Source organism: Paractinoplanes ovalisporus, assembly GCF_016834655.1.
Lineage (GTDB): Bacteria > Actinomycetota > Actinomycetes > Mycobacteriales > Micromonosporaceae > Actinoplanes > Actinoplanes ovalisporus.
The window spans coordinates 422,312-446,576 of sequence record NZ_JAENHP010000002.1; the positions used below are offsets into that span (position 1 = coordinate 422,312).

General features: G+C 71.0%; 23 protein-coding genes. 12 read left to right on the forward strand and 11 right to left on the reverse strand.

The genetic code is table 11. From position 1 onward, the window contains the following. Positions 1–3 precede the first annotated feature (3 nt). Positions 4–909, forward strand: coding sequence for a carbohydrate ABC transporter permease (locus tag JIG36_RS07960; RefSeq protein ID WP_203375385.1), 906 nt, complete (start codon positions 4–6; stop codon positions 907–909). 113 nt (positions 910–1,022) lie between these two features. Here JIG36_RS07960 and JIG36_RS07965 read toward each other — a convergent pair whose 3' ends face one another. Beyond that, positions 1,023–1,958, reverse strand: a complete 936-nt coding sequence (locus JIG36_RS07965) for an AraC family transcriptional regulator (protein ID WP_203375386.1) — start codon at positions 1,956–1,958, stop codon at positions 1,023–1,025. Between the two features lie 38 nt (positions 1,959–1,996). On the opposite strand from JIG36_RS07965, the gene JIG36_RS07970 reads away from it, so the two are divergent. The 4 genes from JIG36_RS07970 to JIG36_RS07985 are packed head-to-tail and all read left to right on the forward strand — an operon-like array spanning position 1,997 to position 4,732. Further along, on the forward strand, positions 1,997–2,746 hold the full coding sequence (locus tag JIG36_RS07970) for a Rossmann-fold NAD(P)-binding domain-containing protein (RefSeq protein WP_203375387.1): 750 nt from the start codon (positions 1,997–1,999) through the stop codon (positions 2,744–2,746). 36 nt (positions 2,747–2,782) lie between these two features. Then, a complete protein-coding gene (locus tag JIG36_RS07975) occupies positions 2,783–2,995 on the forward strand; it encodes a hypothetical protein (protein WP_203375388.1) in 213 nt (70 codons plus the stop codon). Beyond that, entirely contained in the window at positions 2,988–3,518 is a 531-nt protein-coding gene (locus JIG36_RS07980; protein ID WP_203375389.1) for an RNA polymerase sigma factor, read from the forward strand. Before JIG36_RS07975 ends, JIG36_RS07980 begins: the two co-directional genes overlap by 8 nt. Then, positions 3,515–4,732, forward strand: coding sequence for a hypothetical protein (locus tag JIG36_RS07985; RefSeq protein WP_203375390.1), 1,218 nt, complete (start codon positions 3,515–3,517; stop codon positions 4,730–4,732). Before JIG36_RS07980 ends, JIG36_RS07985 begins: the two co-directional genes overlap by 4 nt. Positions 4,733–4,756: 24 nt before the next feature. Here JIG36_RS07985 and JIG36_RS07990 read toward each other — a convergent pair whose 3' ends face one another. The 3 genes from JIG36_RS07990 to JIG36_RS08000 all read right to left on the reverse strand — a co-directional run bounded on the left by JIG36_RS07990 (position 4,757) and on the right by JIG36_RS08000 (position 7,904). Continuing rightward, complete coding sequence (locus tag JIG36_RS07990; protein ID WP_203375391.1) at positions 4,757–5,866, reverse strand: 5-methyltetrahydropteroyltriglutamate--homocysteine S-methyltransferase; 1,110 nt, start codon at positions 5,864–5,866, stop codon at positions 4,757–4,759. Between the two features lie 4 nt (positions 5,867–5,870). Next, on the reverse strand, positions 5,871–6,548 hold the full coding sequence (locus JIG36_RS07995) for a hypothetical protein (RefSeq protein ID WP_203375392.1): 678 nt from the start codon (positions 6,546–6,548) through the stop codon (positions 5,871–5,873). 93 nt (positions 6,549–6,641) lie between these two features. After that, on the reverse strand, positions 6,642–7,904 hold the full coding sequence (locus JIG36_RS08000) for a hemopexin repeat-containing protein (protein WP_203375393.1): 1,263 nt from the start codon (positions 7,902–7,904) through the stop codon (positions 6,642–6,644). A gap of 214 nt (positions 7,905–8,118) precedes the next feature. Here JIG36_RS08000 and mgrA point away from each other — a divergent pair, with 214 nt between their 5' ends. After that, entirely contained in the window at positions 8,119–9,108 is a 990-nt protein-coding gene (gene mgrA, locus JIG36_RS08005; protein ID WP_203375802.1) for an L-glyceraldehyde 3-phosphate reductase, read from the forward strand. Between the two features lie 115 nt (positions 9,109–9,223). Here mgrA and JIG36_RS08010 read toward each other — a convergent pair whose 3' ends face one another. Beyond that, complete coding sequence (locus tag JIG36_RS08010) at positions 9,224–9,958, reverse strand: hypothetical protein (RefSeq protein ID WP_236046139.1); 735 nt, start codon at positions 9,956–9,958, stop codon at positions 9,224–9,226. 57 nt (positions 9,959–10,015) lie between these two features. Continuing rightward, the gene (locus JIG36_RS08015; RefSeq protein ID WP_307872612.1) at positions 10,016–10,921 is read right to left on the reverse strand and encodes an NAD(P)-dependent oxidoreductase; all 906 of its coding nucleotides are present in this window, start codon (positions 10,919–10,921) and stop codon (positions 10,016–10,018) included. Positions 10,922–11,034: 113 nt separating this feature from the next. On the opposite strand from JIG36_RS08015, the gene JIG36_RS08020 reads away from it, so the two are divergent. The 4 genes from JIG36_RS08020 to JIG36_RS08035 all read left to right on the forward strand — a co-directional run bounded on the left by JIG36_RS08020 (position 11,035) and on the right by JIG36_RS08035 (position 17,415). Next, positions 11,035–12,723: a bifunctional 3'-5' exonuclease/DNA polymerase gene (locus JIG36_RS08020; RefSeq protein WP_307872613.1), complete on the forward strand. Its 1,689-nt coding sequence runs from the start codon at positions 11,035–11,037 to the stop codon at positions 12,721–12,723. Positions 12,724–12,966: 243 nt separating this feature from the next. Next, entirely contained in the window at positions 12,967–16,647 is a 3,681-nt protein-coding gene (gene metH / locus JIG36_RS08025) for a methionine synthase (protein WP_203375397.1), read from the forward strand. 79 nt (positions 16,648–16,726) lie between these two features. After that, entirely contained in the window at positions 16,727–17,083 is a 357-nt protein-coding gene (locus tag JIG36_RS08030; RefSeq protein ID WP_438870713.1) for a rhodanese-like domain-containing protein, read from the forward strand. Beyond that, positions 17,083–17,415, forward strand: coding sequence for a gamma-glutamylcyclotransferase family protein (locus JIG36_RS08035; RefSeq protein ID WP_203375399.1), 333 nt, complete (start codon positions 17,083–17,085; stop codon positions 17,413–17,415). Before JIG36_RS08030 ends, JIG36_RS08035 begins: the two co-directional genes overlap by 1 nt. Before the next feature lie 149 nt (positions 17,416–17,564). On the opposite strand, the gene JIG36_RS08040 is transcribed toward JIG36_RS08035, so the two are convergent. The 4 genes from JIG36_RS08040 to JIG36_RS08055 all read right to left on the reverse strand — a co-directional run bounded on the left by JIG36_RS08040 (position 17,565) and on the right by JIG36_RS08055 (position 21,590). Further along, the gene (locus JIG36_RS08040) at positions 17,565–18,392 is read right to left on the reverse strand and encodes a DUF4142 domain-containing protein (protein ID WP_307872614.1); all 828 of its coding nucleotides are present in this window, start codon (positions 18,390–18,392) and stop codon (positions 17,565–17,567) included. 287 nt (positions 18,393–18,679) lie between these two features. Further along, positions 18,680–20,113: a beta-1,3-glucanase family protein gene (locus JIG36_RS08045; RefSeq protein WP_236046147.1), complete on the reverse strand. Its 1,434-nt coding sequence runs from the start codon at positions 20,111–20,113 to the stop codon at positions 18,680–18,682. A gap of 88 nt (positions 20,114–20,201) precedes the next feature. Then, on the reverse strand, positions 20,202–21,257 hold the full coding sequence (locus JIG36_RS08050; protein WP_203375400.1) for a glycoside hydrolase family 43 protein: 1,056 nt from the start codon (positions 21,255–21,257) through the stop codon (positions 20,202–20,204). A 150-nt stretch (positions 21,258–21,407) separates the two neighbouring features. Then, on the reverse strand, positions 21,408–21,590 hold the full coding sequence (locus JIG36_RS08055; protein WP_203375401.1) for a hypothetical protein: 183 nt from the start codon (positions 21,588–21,590) through the stop codon (positions 21,408–21,410). A gap of 124 nt (positions 21,591–21,714) precedes the next feature. Between JIG36_RS08055 and JIG36_RS08060 the strand changes: the two genes are divergently transcribed. Both JIG36_RS08060 and JIG36_RS08065 read left to right on the forward strand, forming a co-directional pair. Next, positions 21,715–22,596, forward strand: coding sequence for a S66 peptidase family protein (locus JIG36_RS08060; protein ID WP_203375402.1), 882 nt, complete (start codon positions 21,715–21,717; stop codon positions 22,594–22,596). Next, complete coding sequence (locus tag JIG36_RS08065; protein ID WP_203375403.1) at positions 22,593–23,201, forward strand: S66 peptidase family protein; 609 nt, start codon at positions 22,593–22,595, stop codon at positions 23,199–23,201. The genes JIG36_RS08060 and JIG36_RS08065 overlap by 4 nt, the downstream gene beginning before the upstream one ends. Here JIG36_RS08065 and JIG36_RS08070 read toward each other — a convergent pair. After that, positions 23,182–24,264, reverse strand: coding sequence for a protein kinase domain-containing protein (locus JIG36_RS08070; protein ID WP_307872646.1), 1,083 nt, complete (start codon positions 24,262–24,264; stop codon positions 23,182–23,184). The two genes, JIG36_RS08065 and JIG36_RS08070, sit on opposite strands and share 20 nt — an antisense overlap. Position 24,265: the final 1 nt, after the last annotated feature.

A 24,265-nucleotide genomic window follows, 5' to 3' on the forward strand; every position in this document is an offset into this window, starting at 1 on the left:
ACGATGACCACCATCACCAAACCCCCGGCCACCAAGACCTCCTCGGCCGGTCGGCGGCCGGACGAGAAGCGCGACCTCAAGATCGCCACCGGCATGTCGCACGTGGCCCTGGTCGCCTGGGCCGTGATCACGGCCGGCCCGCTGCTGTGGGTGCTGCTCGCGTCGTTCAAGAGCAACACGGAGATCTTCCTGGGCAAGCCGTTCGCGCTGCCCAACCAGTTCTCGTTCGACACCTACATCAACGCCTGGAGTGACGCGCACATCGGGCGCTACTTCCTCAACAGCGTCTTCGTCGTGCTGATCAGCACGGCCGGCACCATGCTGTTCGGCGCGATGGCGGCGTACGTGCTGGCCCGCTACAAGTTCCCCGGCAACCGGGCCATCTACTACCTGTTCGTCTCGGGTCTGGCGTTCCCGACGTTCATGGCGCTGGCGCCGCTGTTCTACATCCTCAAGGGCCTCGGCCTGCTCGGATCGTTCACCGGCCTGATCCTCGTCTACATCGCGTACTCGCTGCCCTTCACGATCTTCTTCCTGGCCGCCTTCTTCAAATCTCTCCCGTACGAGATCGAGGAAGCCGCCACGGTCGACGGGGCGTCGCACGTCCGCAAGTTCTTCCAGATCATGATGCCGATGGCCCGTTCCGGCCTGGTCAGCATCACGATCTTCAACATCGTCGGCCAGTGGAACCAGTACCTGCTGCCGGTGGTCATCATGAGCGGCCCCGGCGCCGACCAGAAACTGCTGCTCACCCAGGGCATCGCCCAGATCAGCGTGTCGGCCGGCTATCAGGCCGAGTGGTCGACGCTGTTCGCGGCCCTGGTCCTCACGATCCTGCCGATGATCATCGTGTACGCCATCTTCCAGCGCCAGATCCAGGCGGGCCTCACCGCGGGCGCCGTCAAGTAGGGGAACCGCTCAGGCTCCTCTCCGCTCACCGTCCGAGCGGAGAGGAGCTTTTGCGTGCACGGGGTGAGAGCCGCGCGCCGGCGTTCTTCACCGGCCGCCGTTCACGGCTTTGTTCACCGGACTTCGCTTGCCGCGGCGCGGCGCCACTCGGCGGGTGGCACCCCGACGACGCGGCGGAAGGTGGCGGCGAAGGCCACGTCGGAGCGGTAACCGACCCGCGCGGCCACCGCGGCCACGGTCAGCCGCTCGTCGCGCAGCAGGCGGCGCGCGTGGTGCAGGCGCAGCGACTGCAGGTAGCGCATCGGTGGCTCGCCCACCGCCGCGCTGAAGCGGGCCGCGAACGCTGTGCGGGACAGGCCCGCCGTCGCGGCCAGCGTGACCAGGCTCCACGGGTGGGCCGGATCGGCGTGCACGGCACCCAGCGCGGCGGCCAGATGCGGGTCACGCAACCCGGCCAGCCAGCCCGGATGGTCGGTCACGGTGCCCGACTCGCGCAGCGCCCGGGCGATCAGCGCGTCGGACAGCCGGGCCATCACCACGTCACTGCCGGGCCCGGCGTCGAAAGCCTCCTGCCGGAGCACCTCCACGTACGGCGCCAGCCAACCCGGCGGCCGCCCGTCGCGCCCCGGCACGTGGATCACCCGCGGCAGCCCTCCCAGCGCCGGATGCCCCGGGTCGCCGGCGATGAACGCGCCACAGACGATCGCGGTGCTCTCGCCGTCCGGGTGACCACCCTTCAGCCGTACGCCGGGAAACCGCGACGCCAGCTCGAAGCCGGACGTGGCGGGGGCCCGCCCCTGGCGCAGCTCATGGTCGTCGCCGCGCGGCAGGATCACGGTGTCGCCGGCCGCGAGCGGTGTCACGGATCCGTCGGCCAGCACCAGATCGCACCGGCCGCTCGCGACGAGATGCACGCCGCGCAGCCCCGGCCGGTCGAAGACCAGGCGGAACGGCGCGCCCATCTCGATCCACCGGTAGGCCGCGCTGGCGAAGCTGACCTCGCGCAGCACCGCCGCCAGGACGTCCGGTGTGCTCTGCGGGACGGACACACATGGATTGTCCCGCCGCCCGTTCCTAGCGTCGAGGCATGAATGATGTGCTGGTAACGGGTTCGACGGGAATCGGCGGCGCGGTGGCGGCCGCCCTGGGCGAGCGGGCGCTCACGATCGGGCGGGGCGGCATGATCCGCGCCGACCTGCGACTGATGAGCGAGACCGCCCGGGCCTGCGACGAGGTGACGACGCCGCTGACGGCCATAGTCTGCTGTGCCGGAATGTTCACCTTGCGCGCGGCGCACACGGCCGAGGGCTTCGAAAGAGCTTTCGCGCTCAACTATTTGTCGCGCTATCTGCTCGTACGGCGTCTCGCCGCCCAGCTGAAACCGGGCGCCCGCGTCGTGCTGGTGGCGAACGCGGGCCGTTATCGCGACACGCTCGGCCCGATGGACGACCTGAACCTGCGCGCCGGCGGCCGCGGCCTGCGGATCGCGGGCCGCACCCAGTTCGCCAACGACCTCTTCGCCGTGGAACTGGCCGCGCGGTCGCCGGAGCTCGAGGTGAGCTGCGTCGACCCCGGCCTGGTGGCCACCCGCGTCTTCCGCGACGCGCCCGGCGTCCCGGGGCTGCTGCGCCGGGTGCTGGACGCGGTGCAGCAACGCGCCGGGGCCGCACCCGCCGTCGCCGCCGCGACCCCGGTGGCGTTGGCCGTCGAGGACCGGGAGCCGGGCTTCTACGGCCCCGGAACCGCGGTGCGGCCCGTGCCCGAGCGCGTCATGACCGGCCGGCGCCGCGAGTTGTGGGAGGCCACCGAGGATCTGCTGAAGCTCTGGCTGCCCTGAGTTCACGGTGGACCGTCCGGGGCCCTCTAGGTAGGTATGGACATCGAACTGTGGATAGTGGTGCTGGCCCACATCGGGGCCGCCGTGAGTTTGTGCGTTCGCCTAGGCTGGCGGCTGCGCGCCGAGCGGGTGCGCGCCCGGTTGCTGGTCGATCTCGCGCACCGGCTCTCGCGAAGCGGGGGCGGCGAGTTCGAAGACGGGCGGACGAGACTGACCGTGACCCCGGCGAAAAGGCGCGAGCATGGATGACCCGGAGGCGTACCGGGTCGCGCCGGCCACGCCGCACTCGGCGCCGCCCGACGAGCCCGATCGGGCCGAGTTCGACGACTTCTACCGCTCGTACATGCCGAGGCTGGTCGCCTTCCTGCGCTACCAGGGCGCGCAACTCGCCGAGGCGTCCGACCTCGCCCAGGACGCCATGATCAAGGCGTACGCGAAGTGGCCGGACATCACGTCCCCGAAGGCGTGGACGAAGCGGGTCGCCTCCCGTGAGTGGGGGCGCCGCCTGGCCAGCGTGGACGACGAGCCGGTGACAGAGGCGCACGGGTCGCTGCTGACCGTGCCGGACGTCGTGGCGTGGGAGCAGCAGTTCGACCTCGTACGGCTGCTCGACCAACTGCCGCTGCGCCAACGGCAGGTGCTGGCGTGGACCCTCGACGGCTACACGCCGGCCGAGATCGCGGTGGAGTTGCAGCTGACGCCGGAGACCGTACGGTCCAATCTCTACAAGGCCCGGCGTGCCGTGGAGAAGCACCTGGAGGAGGGGTCATGACCGATCCCGACCGTTGGCTCGCCGACCGCCACGAGGAGTTCGCGGGCGCGCTGTCCGACGCCCTCGACCTCGACGCCGGTCTGCGCGACGCCACGCTGACGCGCCGGCACGACGAGTTCGTGGCCGGGGTGGCCGGTTCGCTCGACCTCGACCGTGGTCTCGCCGCCATCACCTCGGCACGTCGTTCCCCGCGCGGAAGCGGAGGCGCCGTGTCGCTTGCTGAGCTGCCGGACCATCTGGCGCTCGTCGAGCCCGCTGTCCGCCTGCGCTCCCGGCCCGTGCTGCACCAGTTCGCGGCCGACCTGACCGACCTGGTGGCGGCCACCGATCCGTCGGCGACGGTGAACGACTGGTTCAGTAGGCGGTGGAGCCGGGTCCTCTGGCATCTTGACGAGGCCGCTCGGCTGGTCGATTGGATGGCCGGGGAACTGCCCGTGGCGAGCGCCCATGTCGAAGATCTCCGTCTGTTCCCCGCCCTCGGCACGATGATGGCGGCGGCCGGCCCGGCGCGGGTGGCCGTCGAGCGTGCGCTGGAGACCGCGGGGCTCAAGCCGGCTGAACCCGGGGTCGTGGAACTCGATGCACTCCTGCGCGCGGCCGGGAACTCGGCGATGGAGATCTGCCAGGCCGTCCGGGCTCAGGTCTACGAGATGGTGGCTGAGGCCTACGCCGGTGAGGAGGATCCGCCCGGCGCTGTCCCCTTGCGCGACCTCCGCACGGCCGCTGTCGGCGGGATGGGAACCCTGGCCGAGATGGCCTTGCGTCGTGGCCCGGCCGGCTCCCCGATGGCCGTCCTGGGGCGGGTGCTGAGTGTGATGGTCGAGCTCGTCAGCATGCTGCACGTGGCCCTGACCGAGACCGGTCACCTGGTCATGCTGCTGGGGAACGCGCCGGACCCGGGTGAGCCGCGGGACCGGGTCGCCTGGAGCGCCCGGAGTGTGGCTGCTGCTTTCTTGATCGGGCAGCTCGTCGGGTTGTCCAAGGTCAGGGAGCCGGAAGTTCTACGGCTGCGCGCGCAGATCGACGACTTCCGCGGCGCCGACCTGGGCGCGCTCGACCTCGGCGATCTGGAACTCGTCGGCATCCGCTGGTCGGAGGGCACGCGGTGGCCGCCCGGCTGGGAGGAACGGGTGCGGCTCAGCTCGGTCCCGATCGGCGAGGGCGAGTACGAGATCCGCGACCGCCCGGCCAGCCGCGACCGGTCGGCACTCTGACCCCGGGTGTGGCGCGGCCGTCGCCTAGCCCCACACCTCGGCGGCGGTCTCGACGATGAGGGACAGCTTGGCGACCTCCTCGTCGTAGGTCAGGACGTTGCCCTCGACGGTGGAGGAGAAACCGCACTGAGGGGAGAGGCAGAGCTGTTCCAGCGGCACGTAGTGGGCGGCCTCGTCGATGCGGCGCTTCAGGTCGTCCTTCGACTCGAGGGCGCCGCGCTTCGTGGTGACCAGGCCCAGCACGACCATCTTGCCCGGCGGCACGAAGCGCAGCGGGGCGAAGTTGCCGGACCGGGAGTCGTCGTACTCCAGGAAGAAGCCGTCGACGGCCAGCTCGCTGAACAGGGCCTCGGCCACGAAGTCGTAGCCGCCCTCGGCCGTCCACGAGGAGCGGAAGTTGCCGCGGCACATGTGGGTGGTGACGGCCAGGCCGGCGGGGCGGTCGGCGATCGCCGCGTTGATCTGGCGGATGTAGCGCAGGTGCTGGTGTTCGGCGTCGTCGCCCCGCTCGGCCAGCAGATGACGCTGCCGGGGGTCGTTGAGGTAGGCCAGGCTGGTGTCGTCGAGTTGCAGGTAGCGGCAGCCCAGCCCGGCCACCCGGCGCACCTGCTCGGCGTACGCGCCGCTCAGGTCGGCCCAGAACTGGTCCTCGTCGGGATAGACCCGCGGATCGATGGCGGCCCGCCCGCCGCGGTAGTGGACCATGCTGGGCGACGGGATCGTCAGTTTCGCCGTGACCGACGGGTCGACGACGGACTCGAGGAAGCTGAAGTCGTCGCCGAAGATGGTGTCGGTCAGGCGGATCGGCTCGTCGATGGCGAGCGCCGCCGACTCGAAGTCGATCTCGCCCTCGGCGTTGCGGAAGTGCACCTGGATCTTCTCGTCGGTCGGGTGCACGCCGCCCAGGCGGTAGATGAAGTCCATGTGCCACGACGTGCGGCGGAACTCGCCGTCGGTGGCCGAGCGCAGGCCCACGTCGCGTTGCATGCGCACGACGTCACGGATCGCCTCGTCTTCGGCGGCGCGCAACTCCTCGGCGTCGATCTCGCCGGTGGCGTGCCGCTCACGCATCTCGAGCAGGCGGGCGGGGCGGAGCAGGCTGCCGACGTGGTCGGCCCGGAACGGTGCCGTCATCGCCTCACCGTAACCCCGGGAACGCGCCGCCACCGTTCAGGTGATCGATGAGGCCCAATACGGCATTTCGTCCGCCGTTCGCGTCGAGCCACCGCTGGACCCGGCACCCCGCCCGCGAATACACCTGAGGGTCGGTGCCCGCCGCGTCGAGCCAGGCGGGCAGCGTCTCGGGCAGCGGACCCTCGTACGGCGTGTCACACCGCGCACCCAGATAGCGCGGATCGGCCGACACCACGACGGCGAGCCCCTCGTCGAACCACTGCGGTACCTCGCCATCGAGGCGCTCGTGCAGCTCAACGTGGGCCATCTCGTGCGAGGCGATCACGGAGTCGAGCCCGCGCGGCGAGAGCATGACGGCTCGGTTGAGTACCGCGATGCCCTTCTCCCCGCCGCCGCCGATGCGGTCGTAGCAGCCGTCGGTGAAACAGGCGACCAGACGCGGGTCGGACCGCCGGTCGCCGTAGAACGCCTCGACCCGTCGGCGGGCGTCGGCCGCCAGATCCGTCAGCTGCTGTTTCTGGGCCGCGGTGAGGTCGCGTTCGCTGTAGAGGCCGTCGGTCACGCGGGTCAGCCCGTAGCAGCCGGGACACGTCGTCGCCGCGACCGACGGATAGGCGAACACCAACCCGCCGACCACCGCGAGAAGGAGGGCGGCAACGCCAAGAAGAACCCGAAATCTCACCCGGCCAGTGTGCCGACCCCGGCGAGCCTCGTCGTCAAACCACGGTTTGATTTTCAGCGGCTCAGGCGGTCGACAGCATTCCCCAGCGGACGGTCACGGCCTGCGGCTGTCCCTCCCGAGCGAAAGGTGGCGCGCGAACGCAGCGTACGCCGAAGGGTTGTGCAGCGCACGCGCGGTGGAGGAGTGGTCGTAACGCACGGTCCAGCGTGGATCGTCGCGGACCCGGGGCAGACCCAGCCGGTCGGCCTCGGGGTCGGAGACGTACCACTCCGGAACGTGGGCCGACACGGTCGCGGCGGACGGGTCGACGGCCCGTACGGTCTCCCGCAGCACCGACGCGGCCCGCGCGGACGGATCGCAGGCGGGGAAGCGGGGCGTGAAGTTGATCCGGGTGTCCCAGAAGTAGACGCTCGGGGCCTCGCCGTTGTGGTCGAGCCGCATCGACTCCTCGGCGGTGCGGAACCGGAACCGGATCGAGCTCTCGGCCAGCGCCGTCACGACCCGCTGGAACTGCGCCTGCACCAGGGCGATGGCGGTCGCCTTCTCGAGCGCGCTGGCCGTCGGCGCCACGTGGAAGTGGGTGGCCAGCGCCGTCGCGAACAGCGGGTCGAACGGCACCGCGAGATGCCGGGTCGCGTCGGTCGTCCAGACCAGGGCCTGCGCCTTCGCCTTGCCCGCGAGCAGCAGTTCGACCAGGCCGGTCCACCCCTGCTGGATGCTGCGGGCCGGCCCCTCGACCCGCGGTTCGCCCTGGCCGCGGGGCGGATCCCAGTTCACGCGCAGATAGTCGCCGCCTTTGAAGAGATAACCCGCTTTCGCGTACGCCCCCTCGCCGTCGACGGCCGCGTCGAGGCTCTCGGTGAACGGCGCGAGCATGCCCGGCACCGCCGAGATCGGGCGCGGGTACTCCGGATCGGGCTTCTCCAGCTTCCAGTCGTAGCGGGTGTACTGGTCGCCCCGGAAGAAGTAGGCCTTGCCGTCGCGCGTCGGCCCCCGCCCGTTGAACGCGGCGTCGACCCCGTGGCCGTTCGTCCCCGGCAGCGCCCACGCCGTCAGCTCACCCAGCCCGGAATCGCCGAGCCCGCTGGTCAGGTCGACCCGGGCGTATCGCGAGCCACGGAACTGGTACCCCGTACGGGAATGGGCTCCTCGGCCTTTGAGGGCCGCGTCGAGGCTCTGGTCGGGCCCGACGGGGGAGAAGGGCAGCCCGAAGCCCAGGCCGGCGACCGCATGCACCCCGTCGTTGACCCGGTTGCGGTCGTAGTCGAAGACCACATAGTGATCGGCCAGGAAGAATGTCGCCTCGTGCGAGCCGTCCGCGTTGCTGCGGGCGGCGTCGATGTAGCGCTCCACCATCAGTTGCCTCCGCGCACCTGAAGCCCCGCTGCGCAGCGTAGTGGTGTGGCTACCGCTCGAAGCTCGGCTGAACTGACGGACAACCGTGGCCGATCATCGCATTGGCGGGCCCGGTCGGGCGGGATATGGAGTCGTGCTCAACAACGGCCGGTTGGACTTCGCAACTTTCCCGTACGAGGGTGGGAACGTGACCAACAACGACCGCTACGCATCCATGGAATATCGCCGCACCGGGCGCTCCGGCCTCAAGCTGCCGGCCGTGTCGCTCGGCCTGTGGCACAACTTCGGCGACGACCGGCCGCTGGAGACGCAGCGGGCCATCCTGCGCCGCGCGTTCGATCTCGGCATCACCCACTTCGACCTGGCCAACAACTACGGCCCGCCCTACGGCTCGGCCGAGTCCAACTTCGGCCGCATCCTGGCCTCCGACTTCGCCGGCTACCGGGACGAGCTGGTCATCTCGACCAAGGCCGGCTACGACATGTGGCCCGGCCCGTACGGCGACTGGGGCTCGCGCAAATACCTGACCGCCTCGCTCGACCAGTCGCTGAAGCGGATGGGCCTCGACTACGTCGACATCTTCTATTCGCACCGGCACGACCCCGAGACGCCCCTGGAAGAGACGATGGGCGCGCTCGACGCCGCCGTGCGGGCGGGCAAGGCCCTGTACGTGGGCATCTCGTCCTACTCGCCCGAGAAGACCGCGGAGGCGGCCGCCATCCTCCGCGATCTCGGCACGCCCCTGCTGATCTCGCAGCCGTCGTACTCGATGCTGAACCGCTGGATCGAGGGCGGACTGCTGGACGAGCTCGACCGCGCCGGTGCCGGGTGCATCGCGTTCTCGCCGCTGGCCCAGGGCATGCTCACCGACCGCTACCTCAACGGCGTCCCCTCGGGGTCGCGGGCCACCGAGGACAAGTCGCTGACGCCGGACTGGCTCAACGACGAGAACCTGGCCAAGATCCGGGCCCTGAACGAGATCGCCCAGCGGCGGGGTCAGTCGCTGGCCCAGATGGCGATCGCGTGGGCGCTGCGTGACCCGCGCATGACGTCGGTGGTGCTGGGCGCGAGCAGCGTGGCGCAGCTGGAGAACAACGTGGCGGCCCTCGGCAACACCAAGTTCACCCCCGACGAGCTGGCCGAGATCGACAAGCACGCCACCGAGTCGAACATCAACCTGTGGGCCCGCTCCAGCAACTCATGATCGCCGCCAACTAGGCCCACCCCGCCGCTCCCAGGGGGCTGGCCAAAAATACGCCGTCGGGGAGCGCGGAACCGGGGTTGTCCACAGGCTCGCGGGCGTGATTTGCCAGACAATCTCAGGCGAGCAGTGCTTCGCGCATCTCTTTGCCCGGGTTGAAATAGCCGACCACGTGGGGGCCCTGAGGGTCGTACACGTCGATGGTGTTGTTGCGGCGCATCAGCTCGCGGACGGGGTCGGGCAGCGGGGGCTCGTCGCTCATCGCTGCCCGCACCTCGCGCGTCGTCGTGATCAGGCGCTGGGCGAGGCCGGCCATGTCGGTGTCGGGACGCACCCGGGCGAACTCCCAGCCCGCCACCGTCAGGTCGAGGATCTCGAAGAGGTGGGCGAGCAGCGGCAGGTGGTCGGGACGGCCCGCGGCCGCCTTGGCCTGCGTGCCGATCACCGCGACGGCCGCGCTGACCTGGACGTACGGGTGGAGGTGGCCCGGCTGTGCGAACAGGTTCCAGCGCAGGCCCCGCTGGGCCGCGCGCCAGAGGGGGCGGTAGTTGCGGCGGTCGACCGGCAGGCCGTGCGGGGCGGCCTGGTGATAGAGGTCCGCGTACGCCGTCTCGGCGAACTCGTGCACGATGGCGGCCGCGGCGGCCAGGCCCTCCTCGTCGCCGTTGAGCTGGGCCGCGCACGCCTCGGCCTGCTGCTGGAACGTGGCCTGGACGTGCCCGCCGTATCGGGCCCGCACGTCGTCGACGAGCGCCCGGGTCAGGGCGGGGTCACTCTCCTGCTTGCCGGCCCCGCGTCGGAACCATCGCATAACGCCCGCCCTCGCGCCGCCGTCGATCGAGTCGCGCGCCATCGTAACCTCGTTGCCGTCCGTGACCCGCCCGGCGTCGGCTCGATCCGCCGGGCCGGGCTATTTGTCGAAGCTGGCGTAGTACGAGGCGGCCATGTCCTTGTCGCCGTGGCCCTGCTCGGTGGCCCGGCGGAACCGTTCGGCGCCGGCCTCGGCCAGGTCGAGCCGCACCCCGTGCCGGCGGCCGGCCTCGGCGATGAGACGGGCGTCCTTCTCGGCCGTGTTCACCGCGAAACTGGCCGGCGAGAGCTGGTCGCCCCGGACGAGCCCGACCTTGGTGCGCAGGTACGCGTTGTCGAGCGGCCCGCCCGCGATCAGCTCGAGGAACTTGTCGGGGTCGACGCCGAGCGCTTCGGCCAGCGACAAGGTCTCGGCGCCGGCGTGGGTCAGGGCCAGCACCCAGCTGTTGGCGACGAGCTTGAGGCGGGTCGCCTCGCCAGGGTTCCGCAGCCAGACGGTCTTGGCACCGACCGCGTCGAAGACCGGTGCGATCGCGTCGCGCTGCTCCGGCGGCCCGGCCGCGAGCACGGTGAGCTGTCCCGCCTCAGCCGGTTGGCGCGTCCCGAGCACGGGCGCGTCGAAGAACACCAGCCCGTGCCGGCCCGCGTCCTCGGCGAGCCGGTCGACGTCTTCGAGGCTGACGGTGGTCGACTGCATCCAGAGTGCCCCGCTGCGGGCCGCCGGGTAGGCCTCGTCCATGACCTGCCGCACGGCCTCGCCGTCGTAGAGCATCGTGATCACCACGTCGGCGTCGCGGACCGCGTCCGCGGGTGTGCCGGCCACCTCGGCACCGTCCTCCGCGAGCGGCGCCGCCTTGTCGGCGCTGCGGTTCCACACCCGTACGGCATGCCCGGCCTTGAGCAGGTTGCGGGCCATGGCGGCCCCCATGATCCCGGTCCCCAGCAGGCCCACAGTCAGTTTCTCGCTCATGTGCCCATCCTTCCCCGCCCGCTGCGCACCTGCCACGACGTTCCCGCATGCCCGGCCCCCGACTCCGGCATGACGACCGGATCGCGGAGCGTGAGGGGGCCGATACCGGGCGACGGGAAAATGTCGTACCCGGGGGACAGAATGGTGGGGTGCTGACAGCGGTAGCGGGAGATCCGGGCGGTCGAGGGGGCCGTCTGCAGGATCTGCATGCCGACGGCACGCCGGCGGGGGCCGTCCGGCCCGTGACCGACCTGGCGGGGGCCATCGGCGAACGGGAAGCCGCCGATCACCCCCGCTGGGTCTGGCCGGCCACCAGCGAGGTCTATCCGGCGCTGCTCAAGGCCGGCGTCCGGGTCGCCCGCGGCCACGATCTGGAGCTCACCGAGGCCCTGCTCATGGGGCACGCGGGGTGGTGGGGGTCGCCCAAGGCGCTGCCCGCCGCCCGCGCCCGGCTGCACGGGTTGCCGGTGCCGGCCGATCCGCCCCCGCGTCCGGCCGAGCCGCCGGGCTACGCGCAGGGCGCGCTCTTCGACACCGGGGCGGCGCCCGCGGCCGGCCACGGGTTCGACGTGCTCGAGGCCGTCCGCGAGGTGTATGCCGACCAGCTGCGGCGCATCGGCGCCACCGAGTTCCCGGGGCGGTTCCGGCTGCTGGTCGCGGCCGAGTCGGCGGGGGCACTGGTCGGGGCCGAGATGGGGTTCGCGGGGCTGCCCTGGCGGGCCGATCTGCACGACGAACTGCTTCGCGAGCTGCTCGGGCCGCCGCAGCCGGTGGGGCCGCCCCGGCGGCTGGCCGAGCTGTCGGCCGAGATCAACGCCGCCTTCGGCACGTGGGGGCTCCACCCGGATTCACCGGCCGAGGTGGTCCGGGCGTTCGCGCGGTCGGGGGTCGACGTGCCGAACACGCGGGCCTGGGTGCTGCGCAAGGTCGACCACCCGGCCGTACGCCCGTTGCTCGAATACAAGGAGCTCTACCGCATCTGGACGGCGCACGGGTGGTCATGGTGCGACGCCTGGGTGAGCCACGGCCGTTTCCGGCCCGAATACGTTCCGGGTGGGGTCGTCTCGGGCCGCTGGGCCACCCGGGGCGGTGGAGCGCTGCAGGTCCCCAAGGCCGTCCGCCGGGCCGTGGTCGCCGACCCGGGCTGGACGTTCGTGGTGGCCGACGCCGGCCAGCTCGAGCCCCGCGTCCTGGCCGCGATCTCGTCCGACGAGCGGTTCGCGGCCGCGGCCGCCGCCGGTGACCTCTATGCCGCGCTGGCCGCCGACTCGTTCGACGGCGACCGCGCCAAGGCCAAGCTCGCCCTGCTCGGCGCCATGTACGGGCAGACCGGCGGCGCCGCGATCCCGGCCCTCGCCGTGCTCCGCAAGAGTTATCCGACCGCCTTCGAGTTCGTCGAGCAGGCCGCCCGCGTCGGCGAGGCCGGTGGGCTGGTCCGTTCGTGGCTGGGCCGCACCTGCCCGCCCTCGTCCGGGGCCTGGCGTGACGCCGGCCTCGACCCGCCGGAGGAGGCCGGTTCGGCCGAGGCGCCGCAGGGCGGAGCGTCCGGACGGGCCCGGGGGCGCTTCACCCGCAACTTCGTCGTCCAGGCGACGGCCGCCGAGTGGGCGCTCGTGCTGCTCGCCACCCTGCGGACGGCCCTCGACGGCACCAAGGCCGAGATGGTGCTCTTCGTCCACGACGAGGTGGTGGTGCATTGTCCCGTCGAACAGGCCGACGAGGTGGTCGCGGCCGTTCACGAGAGCGCCGCCCAGGCCGGTCGCCTGCTCTTCGGCGACACGACCGTCCGTTTCCCGCTCGACGTGTCCGTCGTCGCCGCCTACGCCGACGCCAAGTGACGCCCGGGGTGACGTCGCAGTGAGCGGAGCGCGCTGGGGACCCGGAGTGAGGTCGCAGTGGGTGAAGCACGCTTGGGAGCCCGGGGGTGACGTCCCAATGGGTGGAGCGCGCCGGGGGCGGCGGTGGGAAATCGGGTACCTTTGTGGGTCCGAAGCGAGAGGCGCTGCAACGGGGTGACACCCGCCACGCTCGCTCGGTGGAAACCGACCAAGGGCGCCTCCGTTGAACCGGAGGTGGTCGGTATGGACAGAAGCGCCCCAACCCTGGGCGAAAACACCCTGGACAGAAGCGCCCCAACCCTGGGCAAAAACCCCCTGGACCGAAGTGCACGCACCCGGGAACTGAAGCGTCTGCTCGATGAGCGCATCCTCGTGCTCGACGGCGCGTGGGGCACCATGCTGCAGGGCGCCAAGCTGCAGCCCGAGGACTACCGCGGCGACCTCATCGGCCCCGACCACGAGCAGGACGTCACCGGCGACCCCGACCTGCTGATCCTGACCCGGCCCGACGTCATCCTCGACGTCCACCGGCAATACCTGGCGGCCGGCGCCGACATCACGACCACCAACACGTTCACCGCGACGAGCATCGCCCAGGCCGATTACGGCCTGGAGGCGTACGTGCGGGAAATGAACGTCCGCGGAGCGCAACTGGCCCGCCAGGCCGCCGACGAGGCCGGCGGCAAGTTCGTGGCGGGCTCGGTCGGCCCGCTCAACGTGACGCTGTCGCTGTCGCCCAAGGTCGACGAGCCGGCGTACCGGGCCGTCACGTTCGACCAGGTCAAGGCGTCGTACGCGGAACAGATCGCGGGCCTGGTCGAGGGCGGCGTCGACCTGCTGCTGATCGAGACGATCTTCGACACGCTCAACGCCAAGGCCGCCATCGCCGCCGCCCGCGAGGTCGCCCCCGACCTGCCGCTCTGGATCTCGGTGACGATCGTCGACCTGTCCGGGCGCACGCTCAGCGGTCAGACCGTCGAGGCGTTCTGGCGGTCGATCGAGCGGGCCGAGCCGATGGTCGTGGGCGTGAACTGCGCGCTCGGTGCGACCGAGGCCCGCCCGCACGTGGCCGAGCTGGCCCGCCTGTCGAACACGTACGTCGCCGCCCACCCGAACGCGGGCCTGCCCAACGCGTTCGGCGGCTACGACGAGACCCCCGACCAGACCGCGGCCCTGATCAAGGGGTTCGCCGAGGACGGTCTGGTCAACATCGTCGGCGGCTGCTGCGGCACCAGCCCGGCCCACATCGCGCGGATCGCCGAGGAGGTGCGCGGCACCGCGAAGCGGACCATCGCGCCGCCCGCCGAGACCACGCGGTTCAGCGGCCTCGAGCCGTTCGAGATCGGCCCCGACACCGGCTTCGTCATGATCGGCGAGCGGACCAACGTCACCGGCTCGGCCAAGTTCCGCCGCCTCATCGAGGCCGACGACTATCAGGCCGCCGTCGACGTGGCGCTCGACCAGGTGCGCGGCGGCGCCAACCTGCTCGACGTGAACATGGACGCCGACCTGCTCGACAGCGAGCACGCGATGACCACGTTCCTCAACCTCATCGCCACCGAGCCCGAGGTCGCCCGCATCCCGGTCATGATCGACAGTTCCAAGTGGAGCGTGCTCGAGGCCGGCCTCAAGTGTGTGCAGGGCAAGGGCGTGGTCAACTCGATCAGCCTCAAGGAGGGCGAGGAGCAGTTCCTCGAACACGCCCGCCGCATCCGTGACTTCGGCGCCGGCGTCGTGGTCATGGCCTTCGACGAGCAGGGCCAGGCCGACACCCGCGACCGCAAGGTCGAGATCTGCGGGCGGGCGTACGACCTGCTGGTGAACGTGGCCGGGTTCGCGCCCGACGACATCATCTTCGACCCGAACGTGCTCGCCGTGGCCACCGGCATCAGCGAGCACAACGGGTACGCGAAGGCCTTCATCGAGGCCCTGCCGCTGATCAAGGAGCGCTGCCCGGGCGCCCGCACCAGCGGCGGCATCTCGAACCTGTCGTTCTCGTTCCGCGGCAACGACGTGGTCCGTGAGGCCATGCACTCGGCCTTCCTGTTCTACGCGGTCAAGGCCGGCCTCGACATGGGCATCGTCAACGCCGGCCAGCTCGCGGTCTATCAGGACATCCCGGCCGAGCTGCTGGAACTCGTCGAGGACGTGCTCTTCGACCGCCGCGAGGACGCCACCGACCGTCTGGTCAGCTACGCCTCGACGGTCAAGGGTGAGAGCAAGCAGCGCACGGTCGACCTGTCGTGGCGCGAGGCCCCGGTCGGCGAGCGCCTGTCGTACGCGCTGGTCCACGGCATCGTCGACTTCATCGAGGCCGACACCGAGGAGGCCCGCCAGGAACTGCCGCGGCCGCTCGACGTGATCGAGGGCCCGCTGATGGACGGCATGAAGGTGGTCGGCGACCTCTTCGGCTCGGGCAAGATGTTCCTGCCCCAGGTCGTCAAGAGCGCCCGCGTCATGAAGCGCTCGGTGGCCTACCTCGAGCCGTTCATGGAGGACGAGAAGAAGGCCGGCGGCGCCACCCGCGGGCAGGGCAAGGTCGTGCTGGCCACGGTCAAGGGCGACGTCCACGACATCGGCAAGAACATCGTCGGGGTGGTGCTGGGCTGCAACAACTACGAGGTGATCGACCTCGGCGTGATGGTGCCGGCCGCCAAGATCCTCGACACCGCGATCAGCGAGGGCGCCGACGTCATCGGGCTCAGCGGCCTGATCACCCCGTCGCTCGACGAGATGGTCGCGGTCGGCGCCGAGATGCAGCGCCGCGGGTTCAAGCTGCCGCTGCTGATCGGCGGGGCGACCACGTCCAAGCAGCACACGGCGGTGCGCATCGCTCCCGCGTACGAGGGCTCGACCGTGCACGTCCTCGACGCGTCGCGGGTGGTCGGCGTCGTCAGCGACCTGCTGCAGCCCGACCGCGCCGAGCGCCTCGACACCGCGAACCGCGCCGACCAGGAACGCCTGCGCGAGCAGCACGCCAACCGTCACGCGCAGCCGCTGCTCACCGTCGAGCAGGCCCGGGCCAACCGCGAGGAGGTCGACTTCACCGAGATTCCCACGCCCGCCTTCACCGGCGTACGGGAGGTCCGGCCGACGATCGCCGAACTGCGCGAGATGATCGACTGGCAGTTCCTGTTCCTGGCCTGGGAGCTCAAGGGCAAGTACCCGGCGATCCTCGAGCAGCCGGTCGCGCGCGAGCTCTTCGACGACGCCAACGTGCTGCTCGACAAGATCATCGCGGACGGTTCGTTCGAGGCGCGCGGCAAGTACGCGTTCTGGCCCGCGCACGCCGACGGCGACGACATCGTGCTCGGCAACGGCGTGACGTTCCCGATGCTGCGGCAGCAGACCGAGAAGCCGGCCGGGCGGGCCAACCGCAGCCTCGCCGACTACATCGCCCCCGCCGGCCACGGCGACCACCTGGGCGGTTTCGCGGTGGCCATCCACGGCGCCGAGGAGTTGGCCGCGAAGTACGAGGCCGACAACGACGACTACCGCGCGATCATGGTGAAGGCGCTGGCCGACCGGCTGGCCGAGGCGTTCGCCGAACACCTGCACCTGCAGGCCCGGCGCGAGTGGTTCGAGCCCGGCTCGCAGCCCGAACTGGCCGACCTGCACGCCGAGCGGTTCCGCGGCATCCGCCCGGCCCTCGGCTACCCGGCGAGCCCCGACCACAGCGAGAAGAAGGAACTGTTCGAGCTGCTGGGCTCGGCCGAGATCGGCATCGGCCTGACCGAGTCGTACGCGATGACGCCGGCCGCCGCCGTGAGCGGTCTGATCTTCGCCCACCCGCAGTCGCGCTACTTCACGGTCGGCCGGCTCGGCAAGGACCAGATCACCGACTACGCGGCCCGTCGCGGCATGCCGGTCGAGGAGGTCGAGCGCTGGCTGCGCCCCAACCTGGCGTACGAGATCGAGGCGTAACCCCGTACGTGATCAAGGCATGGGGCAAGATCGTCGGGTGACCACACTCGACGCTCTGCTGGCCCAGGCCCGTGCCGGCATGCGACGGCTCGACCCGGAGGAGACCCGGGCGGCCGTCGCCGCCGGGGCGTTGCTGATCGACACGCGTACGGACGTCCAGCGCCGCACCCAGGGTTCGCTGCCCGGGGCGATCGTCATCGACCGTACGGTGCTCGAATGGCGCCTCGACCCGCTGTCGCCGCACCGCATTCCCGAGGCCACCGGCCACGACCGGGTCGTGATCGTCCTGTGCCGGCAGGGCTACAGTTCCAGCCTGGCGGCGGCCAGCCTGCGCGCGATCGGCCTGACCAACGCGACCGACCTGGCCGGCGGAGTCGAGGCGTGGCTCGCGGCCGGTTTGCCGACCACCACCGACCCCGAGGATGTGCGTTACTGATGCCGCTGCTCTTCTCCTACGGCACGCTCCGCGACCCCGCGGTGCAAAGAGCCAATTTCGGCCGTACGCTCCCCACCCGCCCCGACCGCATCACCGGCTACCGCCTCGACTTGCTGGAGATCGCCGACGCCGAGGTGGTGGCCCTCAGTGGCGAGTCGCACCACCCCATCCTGGTCGCGACCGGTTCCCCCGAAGACACAGTGGACGGCGCGGTCCTCGACCTCACCGACGACGACCTGCTGCGCGCCGACGACTACGAGGTCTCCGACTACCACCGAGTCGAGGTCCCGCTCGCCTCGGGCGGCACAGCCTGGGTCTACGTGGCCCGATAGCCGCCGACTGCGCTGAGCAGGTAGCGGGCCGCGCGGCGGCGGGTTCGGAACAGCCCTCTCGCATAGCTGCCGAGGCTGAGGCCGAGCAGTACCGCCAGGCGTCGACTACCCGGGAACCGCGGCGTCCAGGCGGTCAGAGCTGCGAAGCGTCAGTAGTAGGAGCGGTAGCGGCGACGGCGACGGCGGTGCGGGTCGCTCCACAGGCGGCGGCTCAGGAACAGCGCTATGCCCGCGATCGCCACCGCGATGACGCCGACCACCGGCAGGCTCAGGGACGACGCCGGGTCGTTCTGGTCGGCCGACGACAGAACCGCGCCGCCGGCGCCGGCGGCGCTGCCGCCCGCGGGGGCCGCGGTGGTCGGCGGGGGAGCGGTGGGCAGGGCCGCGAAGTCGACCAGGGTGCTGCTCTCGAGCAGCGTCAGGTGGGTCATCACGAACTGGTTCGCGCGCTGCGCCAGCTTGCGGATCGTGTCGTTGCGGGTGCTCGTGCGGATCGTCGCGATGGCCGGGAAGATCTTGCCGTGGGCGGCCCGCAACCGGTCGATGTAGATCTGGTCGAACTCCTCGCCCTCGGCGTTCGCCATCTCGTCGAGCCAGCCCTGCTGGTCCTCGTTGGGCTCGTCGGGCAGGTCGATCTTCAGCTTGGTCGCCGCGTTGCGCACCATCTCGTCGAGCACGACGTGCTGGCTCGCGATGTCCTGGCCGATCTTCTTGATCTTCGGGTTGTTCGAGCGTTCCTGGGCCATCTCGCCGGCCGGGATCTCCCACAGGCCGGCCAGGCGCACCTTGACCGCGAAGTCACGGTCGGCCTCGGCCACCTTGCCCTTGCCGGTGTCGGTGATCAGCTGGTTCGGCGGCAGCGGCACACCCGGTTCGGCCAGAGCCGCGCTGGGTTCGATCAACGTCAACGCCGCGGTGGCGACGGCCACCCCGACCAGCCGATGGCGCCAGCGGAACACACGAGCGACGGCGGACACGTCAACCTCCCTAGCGACGAGAACTGCGTTTTCCCAGGCCCCTGACGAGAACAGGTACGCAGCCGCGCGCCGGTCGGATCAAAGAAATCTCACAGAAACACGACCGTGCTTCCAAAAGCGTGAAAGCAAAGCGGACAAACAGGTCCGACCCGGACGAAGAAGACCGTCTAATCAGGTCATCGCGGCGCACCGGGCGGGCGGCGTGGAGAGGGCTGTTCCCCGATGGGCAAAAAGCGAGGCCGACCGGCTCCGGGCGGGAACCGATCGGCCTCGATGCAACGCGGGCTCTACAGGGGCAGCCAGAGCGCCAGCACGTTCGGCGGCTCCCAGCCGGGCAGCGAGGTGTGCGCCTGCCGGCACTGGTAGCGCTTGCCGTTGTAGGTGACGATCTGACCCACCGCGTACGGCGTGTTGGCCGCCCACGTGGTGGTCCCGGCCGGCGGCGTGGTCGGCTGGGTTGTCGGCGGCCGCGTGGTCGGCGGTGCCGTCGTGGGCTGGGTGGTCGGCGGCGTGGTCACCGGCGGGTTCCCGCCGGCCCCGAACGGGCTCATGATGATGCCGGCCCGCTGCGGGTCACCGTCGTTGACCAGCGACTCGAAACCGCCGACGTCGTCGTACGCGAACCCGTACGCCTTCCCGTCGGCCATGTTCGCGTGGATGATCCGCGAGTAGTGGTTGGCCGCGCTGTTCTTGTAGAACGCGTTCGCGTCCAGCACCGGCTCCTGCGTCGAGGTGCCGAGCGTGCCCCGCACCAGCGCCGTGCAGATGGTGCGCCGCACCTCGCTCTGGATGAACGGCGCCACGTTGGGCGCATTGAACACGCCGTCGCAGCCCCACACGTTCGACGTCGAGGGCTTGTCGACCGTGGCGACCTCGGCCCCCGAGCTGTCCGTGAAGCGCATCGTGTTACCGACCGTACGGCCGAAGAACTTGCGGTTCGGCTCGGCCGAGCGCGGCACCACGGTCAGCGTGCGGCTGGTGTAGGCGGCGAAGGCCGAATTGATGTACGAGTCCAGGTAGTTCGCGTTGAACAGACCGGCGTCGGTGGCCTTGCCCGGCGCGAGCACCCGCAGCACCGTGCCGTCGGAGCGGGTGATGACCGACCGCTCCCAGCCCGGCTGCGCCTTGATCGCGTTGATCACCTTGTTGCGGCCGTCGTTGACCACATCGCCCGTACGCTTCGTCTGGCCGGCGCCGTTGGTGACGGTGACCGCGTGCGGGATGCCGAAGAAGTCGACCTGCGAGCTGTTCAGCCACAGCCCGGAGTCGTTGAACGTGAACTCGCTGGTGTCGAACAGGGTGTTGAAGTTGGGGTCGCCGGGGGCCCAGGGTGCGGGCTGCACGAAGCCGTCCGGCGTGATGAAGAACTTGATCTTGTCGCGCAGCGCCATGTAGACGCGGCCGGACAGGCCCTTGGGGATGCGGATCGTGGTGCTGCCGCCGTTGCCGGGGCCGGGGATCGACACGTCGGGGGCCGGGGTCGGGGGGAGGCCGCCGGCGGGCCACGGCGAGAACGCGCCGGCGCTGTTCACCGAGCCCCAGCGGCCGTTCATGATGCCGATGACGTAGAGGTGGACCGCGTCGCCGCGGCCGGTGTTGTTGGTGACGGTGACGGGGAGGATGGCGGGGGATGCCGCCGAGGCGGGCAGTGTGACCGCCGCAATGGGCGCGGCGACGGCCAGGGCCGCCACCGCGCTCAGCCATGCGGTGCGCTTACGCAAGTCGGCTCCTCAAGTGTTCGGGTGAGGAGCAGAATGTTTTGGAAAGTTAACAGTTGTCAATGCATCGCTGCCAACCCTGCCCGAACGATCACTCGAAGAACTTGAGCCCGAACCCGGTGTTCGAGTTCGCGCCGGGCACGTTGGCGCGGGTGTAGGTGGTGTTGCCCCACCAGACGAACGTGCCGGTGTACCAGTAGCGGTTGGCCCATGAGTAGGGCGTGCCCTTCGGAACCGCGTGATACATCATCGGGAACCGCGGACCGGCCGGCGGGCTCGTCGCGATGTCGCCGTTGAGCAGCACGAACGTGTGGTGGCCGGGCCCGTTGGCGTACAGCGTGGGGTCCCAGCCGGCCATCATGGTGGCGCGGTTCGAGCCGAAGACGCAGCCGTTGCTCTTGTACCAGTCCCACACGTAGGTGGGGTCGCCGCCGGCCCGCAGCCGCAGGTCGGCCAGGCAGTACTGGTCGCTCCAGCTGCCGTTGGCCGAGTACACGATGTGCAGCTGCCCGTTCGGGTCGCGGATCGGTTCCGGGCCCTCGTTGATGAACGGGTTGCCGACAACACGCTCCCAGCTCTCCCGCGGCTGCGAGATGACGTAGCGGGCGCCGGTGGTCGTGGTGGGGCTGCTCATCCGGGCGATGTAGAGGTTCTGCTCGACGTTGGTGTCGCCGGCCCAGCCCGACCACACGAACCAGCGCTGGCCGTTGAAGGTGAACATCGAGCCGTCGATGGCCCACTTGTCGTCGGGCAGGGCCATCCGGGTCTCGGCCGTGTACCCGCTGGCGGGCGAGGCCGAGCTGATCGCGTACATGCGGTGGGCGGCGCCCCGGCCGGCCGAGAAGTGGATCCAGTAGCGGCCGCCGTCGACGGCGATCTCGGGCGCCCACACCTCGCCCAGGTTGCGGGTGTCGGTCCAGACCTGCCGCTGGGCGGCCGCGGCCAGCCCGTCGGTCGAGGACGCCTGCCGGACGGCGATGCCGCCGCCGGTCGACTGCACCGAGATGTACGTGCTGCCGACCCGCAGGACGCTCGGGTCGGCGGCACGCAGGGGAGTCTGCCCGGCCTCGGCCGGGGTTGCCGTCTGCACGAGGGCGGCCGTCAGCACGACGGTGGCCGCCAGCGCGACGCGGCGAACGATCTTCATGGCGAAACCCCTCGGGGATGGGGGAATGGGGATTCTCCCGAGGATCGGCCGCCGTTTACATCGTTGTCAACGCGCCGAAAGGGCACCGAGGGGTGAAAAAGGGCAAGCGCCGCCCCGGCGCCGGCACGCCGTCGAAGATCCGCGCCGGGATCAGACGGGTTCGGGCGTCGCCTCGGGCAGCAGCACACCGTTCTCGCGCGACCGGCTGAGCGCGATGTTCGCGGCGTGCAGGTACGCCCGATTCCCGCTCGCTACGTACTCGGCACGGAGAAGGGCGGCGATCTCGTTCGCGGTGGTGACGGAACGGGCCTCGGCGTCGACAGTTCGGAACATGGCTCACGCTTTCTCGATCAGGAACTGAAACATGATGCGCCGTAATGAGCCCGAAATCATCAACCGAAACGGTGTTGACGGCACCGCCCCCCGGATGATCACGCAAACACCTACGATCACCGATGTGACAGGTGGTGCGTACGGGCCGTTGCGGTGGCCCCGGCTCCGGCTTGGAGACCGGGTGCGGATGGTGTCCCCGGCCAGTTTTCCGGAGGAGGAGGGCTGGCGGGAGTGGGCCGCCGGCGAGCTCGCGGCCTGGGGCCTCGAGGTCGACTTCGGGCGACACGCCGACGACCGTTTCGGATACATGGCCGGGCGGGACGACGACCGGCTGGCCGACCTCGAAGACGCGTTCCGCGACCCCGGCGTACGGGCGATCATCACGACCCGGGGCGGGGCCGGCGCCTACCGGATAGCGCCGCGCGTCGACCCCGCGCTCGTGCGGGCCGACCCCAAGCCGATCGTCGGGTTCAGCGACATCACCTACCTGCATCTGGCCCTGCTCGACACGACCGGGCTGGTCGGCGTCCACGGCTGGATGGGCGCCACCGGCTGCCGGGAACTGCTGTTCACCGCCGAGCCGGCCGTGCTGCGGGCCGACCCCGGGGCGCCCTCGGCGGCGGTGACCATTCCCGGCCGGGCCACCGGACGGCTGATCGGCGGCAACACCAACGCCGTGGCCGGGATGATCGCCGCCGGTCTGCCGTCGTTGTCCGGGGCCATCCTCTGCCTGGAGGCGTCGCACCGGCCCGGCTTCGACCAGTTCCTCTGGCAGATGGCCCGCTCGGGGTCGCTCGACGGCCTGCGCGGCGCGGCGATCGGCGACCTGCAGGGGCAGGAGGAGGCGTACGGAGAAATCCGCACCCGGCTCGGGGCGCTGGGAATTCCCGTGCTCGGCGGCCTCCCGTTCGGGCACATCGACGACATGATCTGCATGCCGCTCGGCACACCGGCCACGATCGACACCGAGGCCGGCACGCTGACCGTGGAATCGGGGGCCCGGTGAACCTGAACGAGGCGTTCCTCGACGCCGATCACCACGCGCTCGACGACCTCGACCTCGAGCACGACCCACGACCGGTCCTCGGCATCGGCGACACGACCCTGGTGCAGCTCGAGGTGTGGCGCCGCTACGGCCGGCCCGGCGTCCACGGCCTGTCGCGCCCCACCGGAGACGTCGTGCGGCGCGAGACCGACGACGCCGTCACCGTGCCCGGCCGGGCCGAGGGCGTGCTGCTCGGCGGCAGCCTGACCGCGTTGCGCGCGATGGTCGGGGCAGGCCTGCCCCGCCTCGACGGCGCGATCGTGCTGATCGACGACGTGCGCGTGAAGGGCCTCGGCCAGGTCGACCGTCAACTGACCCACCTGCGGGTGGCGGGCGCCCTGGACGCCGTACGGGGAATCGCGGTCGGTCGTTTTCCCGGCTACGAGGGATATGCGGACCGAGGTTGGACACTGCTCGACGTGCTGCGTGACCAGCTGTCGCCGCTCGGCGTGCCGGTGCTCGGCGGCCTGCCCCTCGGTCCGGGCGAGGGCGCGCAACCGGTGTGGCTGGGTTGCCCGACGGTGCTGGACGCGACGGCCGGAACGCTCAGGCAAGCCAGTCCATGAAAGCGGCGGCCGAGGCCGGATCTTCGCCCAGGGCGGCGTCGACGACGGAGGCCGCCGGCTCGGGCAGCGTGGGGAGCCTCTTCCGGATCGGGACCGGCGGCTCGCGGAGAACGACGGCGACCGGGTCGGCTCCGGGCGGAAAGTCGCGCGGGGTGGCGCCGGTCAGCATCCAGTACAGACAGGCGGCCAGGGCCTGCACGTCGACCTCGGGCCGGGCGTACTTGTAGTCGATCACCTGCCGCCGGGGCATGAAGGCCACGCTGCCCGCGATCGCCCCGGAGGGCGTCCGGCCGCTGAGTCCCGCCTGGTCGTAGGCCTTGGCCAGACCGAAGTCGCCCACCTTGAGCCGGCCGTCGGCGGTCAGCAACAGGTTCTCGGGCTTGATGTCGCGGTGCACCAGCCCGCGTCCGACCGCCGTCGAGCCGTCGGCGTGCACGACCGGGATCGCGGCGGTGTGCGCGTACCGCAGAGCGGCGGCGGCCTGGCGGACGAGCGGAACAGCGACTTCGATCCCGTACGGGCCGTGGTCGGCCACGCTGCCGCCGGCGCAGTATTCGGCCACGAAGCCCAGCGGGTCGGCCAGGCTGCGGTGGAAGCGCACGATGTTCGGGTGGCGCAGCGCGGCGGTGCAGTCCAGCTCGCGGCGGAACAGGGCGGTCGCGCCGGGAGCGGTCAGGGTCTTCACCGCCACCAGGCGCCCGTCGGTCTCGCGGGCCAGGTGGACGACGCCCTGCGCGCCCCGGCCGAGTTCCCGCAGCACCGTCAGGCCGTTGTGCGAGACCGTACGGATGGCCACCCGCACCACGGCGTCGCCCAGCCCCAGCTCGTCGCCGTCGCGCAGGTCCCGCTCGCCGTCGATGCGGGTGCCGTTCACGTACGTCCCGTTGTGGCTGCCCAGATCGCGGACCACGACCCGGGGCGGCCGGATCACCACCCGGCAGTGGCGGCGCGACACCCGGCGGCGGTCGTCGGTCACCCGGACGTCGCACTCCGGGTCACGCCCGAGCAGCACGTCCGCCTCGCCGGTGAAGGTGTGTTCCGTGCCCCCGGCCGTGAGCACCACG

Coding starts and splice junctions, on each gene's coding strand:
- JIG36_RS07960 (WP_203375385.1), top strand. CDS start 4: ATGACCACCATCACCAAACCCCCGGCCACCAAGACCTCCTCGGCCGGT.
- JIG36_RS07970 (WP_203375387.1), top strand. CDS start 1,997: ATGAATGATGTGCTGGTAACGGGTTCGACGGGAATCGGCGGCGCGGTG.
- JIG36_RS07975 (WP_203375388.1), top strand. CDS start 2,783: ATGGACATCGAACTGTGGATAGTGGTGCTGGCCCACATCGGGGCCGCC.
- JIG36_RS07980 (WP_203375389.1), top strand. CDS start 2,988: ATGGATGACCCGGAGGCGTACCGGGTCGCGCCGGCCACGCCGCACTCG.
- JIG36_RS07985 (WP_203375390.1), top strand. CDS start 3,515: ATGACCGATCCCGACCGTTGGCTCGCCGACCGCCACGAGGAGTTCGCG.
- JIG36_RS07990 (WP_203375391.1), bottom strand. CDS start 5,866: ATGACGGCACCGTTCCGGGCCGACCACGTCGGCAGCCTGCTCCGCCCC.
- JIG36_RS08000 (WP_203375393.1), bottom strand. CDS start 7,904: ATGGTGGAGCGCTACATCGACGCCGCCCGCAGCAACGCGGACGGCTCG.
- mgrA (WP_203375802.1), top strand. CDS start 8,119: ATGGAATATCGCCGCACCGGGCGCTCCGGCCTCAAGCTGCCGGCCGTG.
- JIG36_RS08010 (WP_236046139.1), bottom strand. CDS start 9,958: ATGGCGCGCGACTCGATCGACGGCGGCGCGAGGGCGGGCGTTATGCGA.
- metH (WP_203375397.1), top strand. CDS start 12,967: ATGGACAGAAGCGCCCCAACCCTGGGCGAAAACACCCTGGACAGAAGC.
- JIG36_RS08030 (WP_438870713.1), top strand. CDS start 16,727: ATGCGACGGCTCGACCCGGAGGAGACCCGGGCGGCCGTCGCCGCCGGG.
- JIG36_RS08035 (WP_203375399.1), top strand. CDS start 17,083: ATGCCGCTGCTCTTCTCCTACGGCACGCTCCGCGACCCCGCGGTGCAA.
- JIG36_RS08050 (WP_203375400.1), bottom strand. CDS start 21,257: ATGAAGATCGTTCGCCGCGTCGCGCTGGCGGCCACCGTCGTGCTGACG.
- JIG36_RS08055 (WP_203375401.1), bottom strand. CDS start 21,590: ATGTTCCGAACTGTCGACGCCGAGGCCCGTTCCGTCACCACCGCGAAC.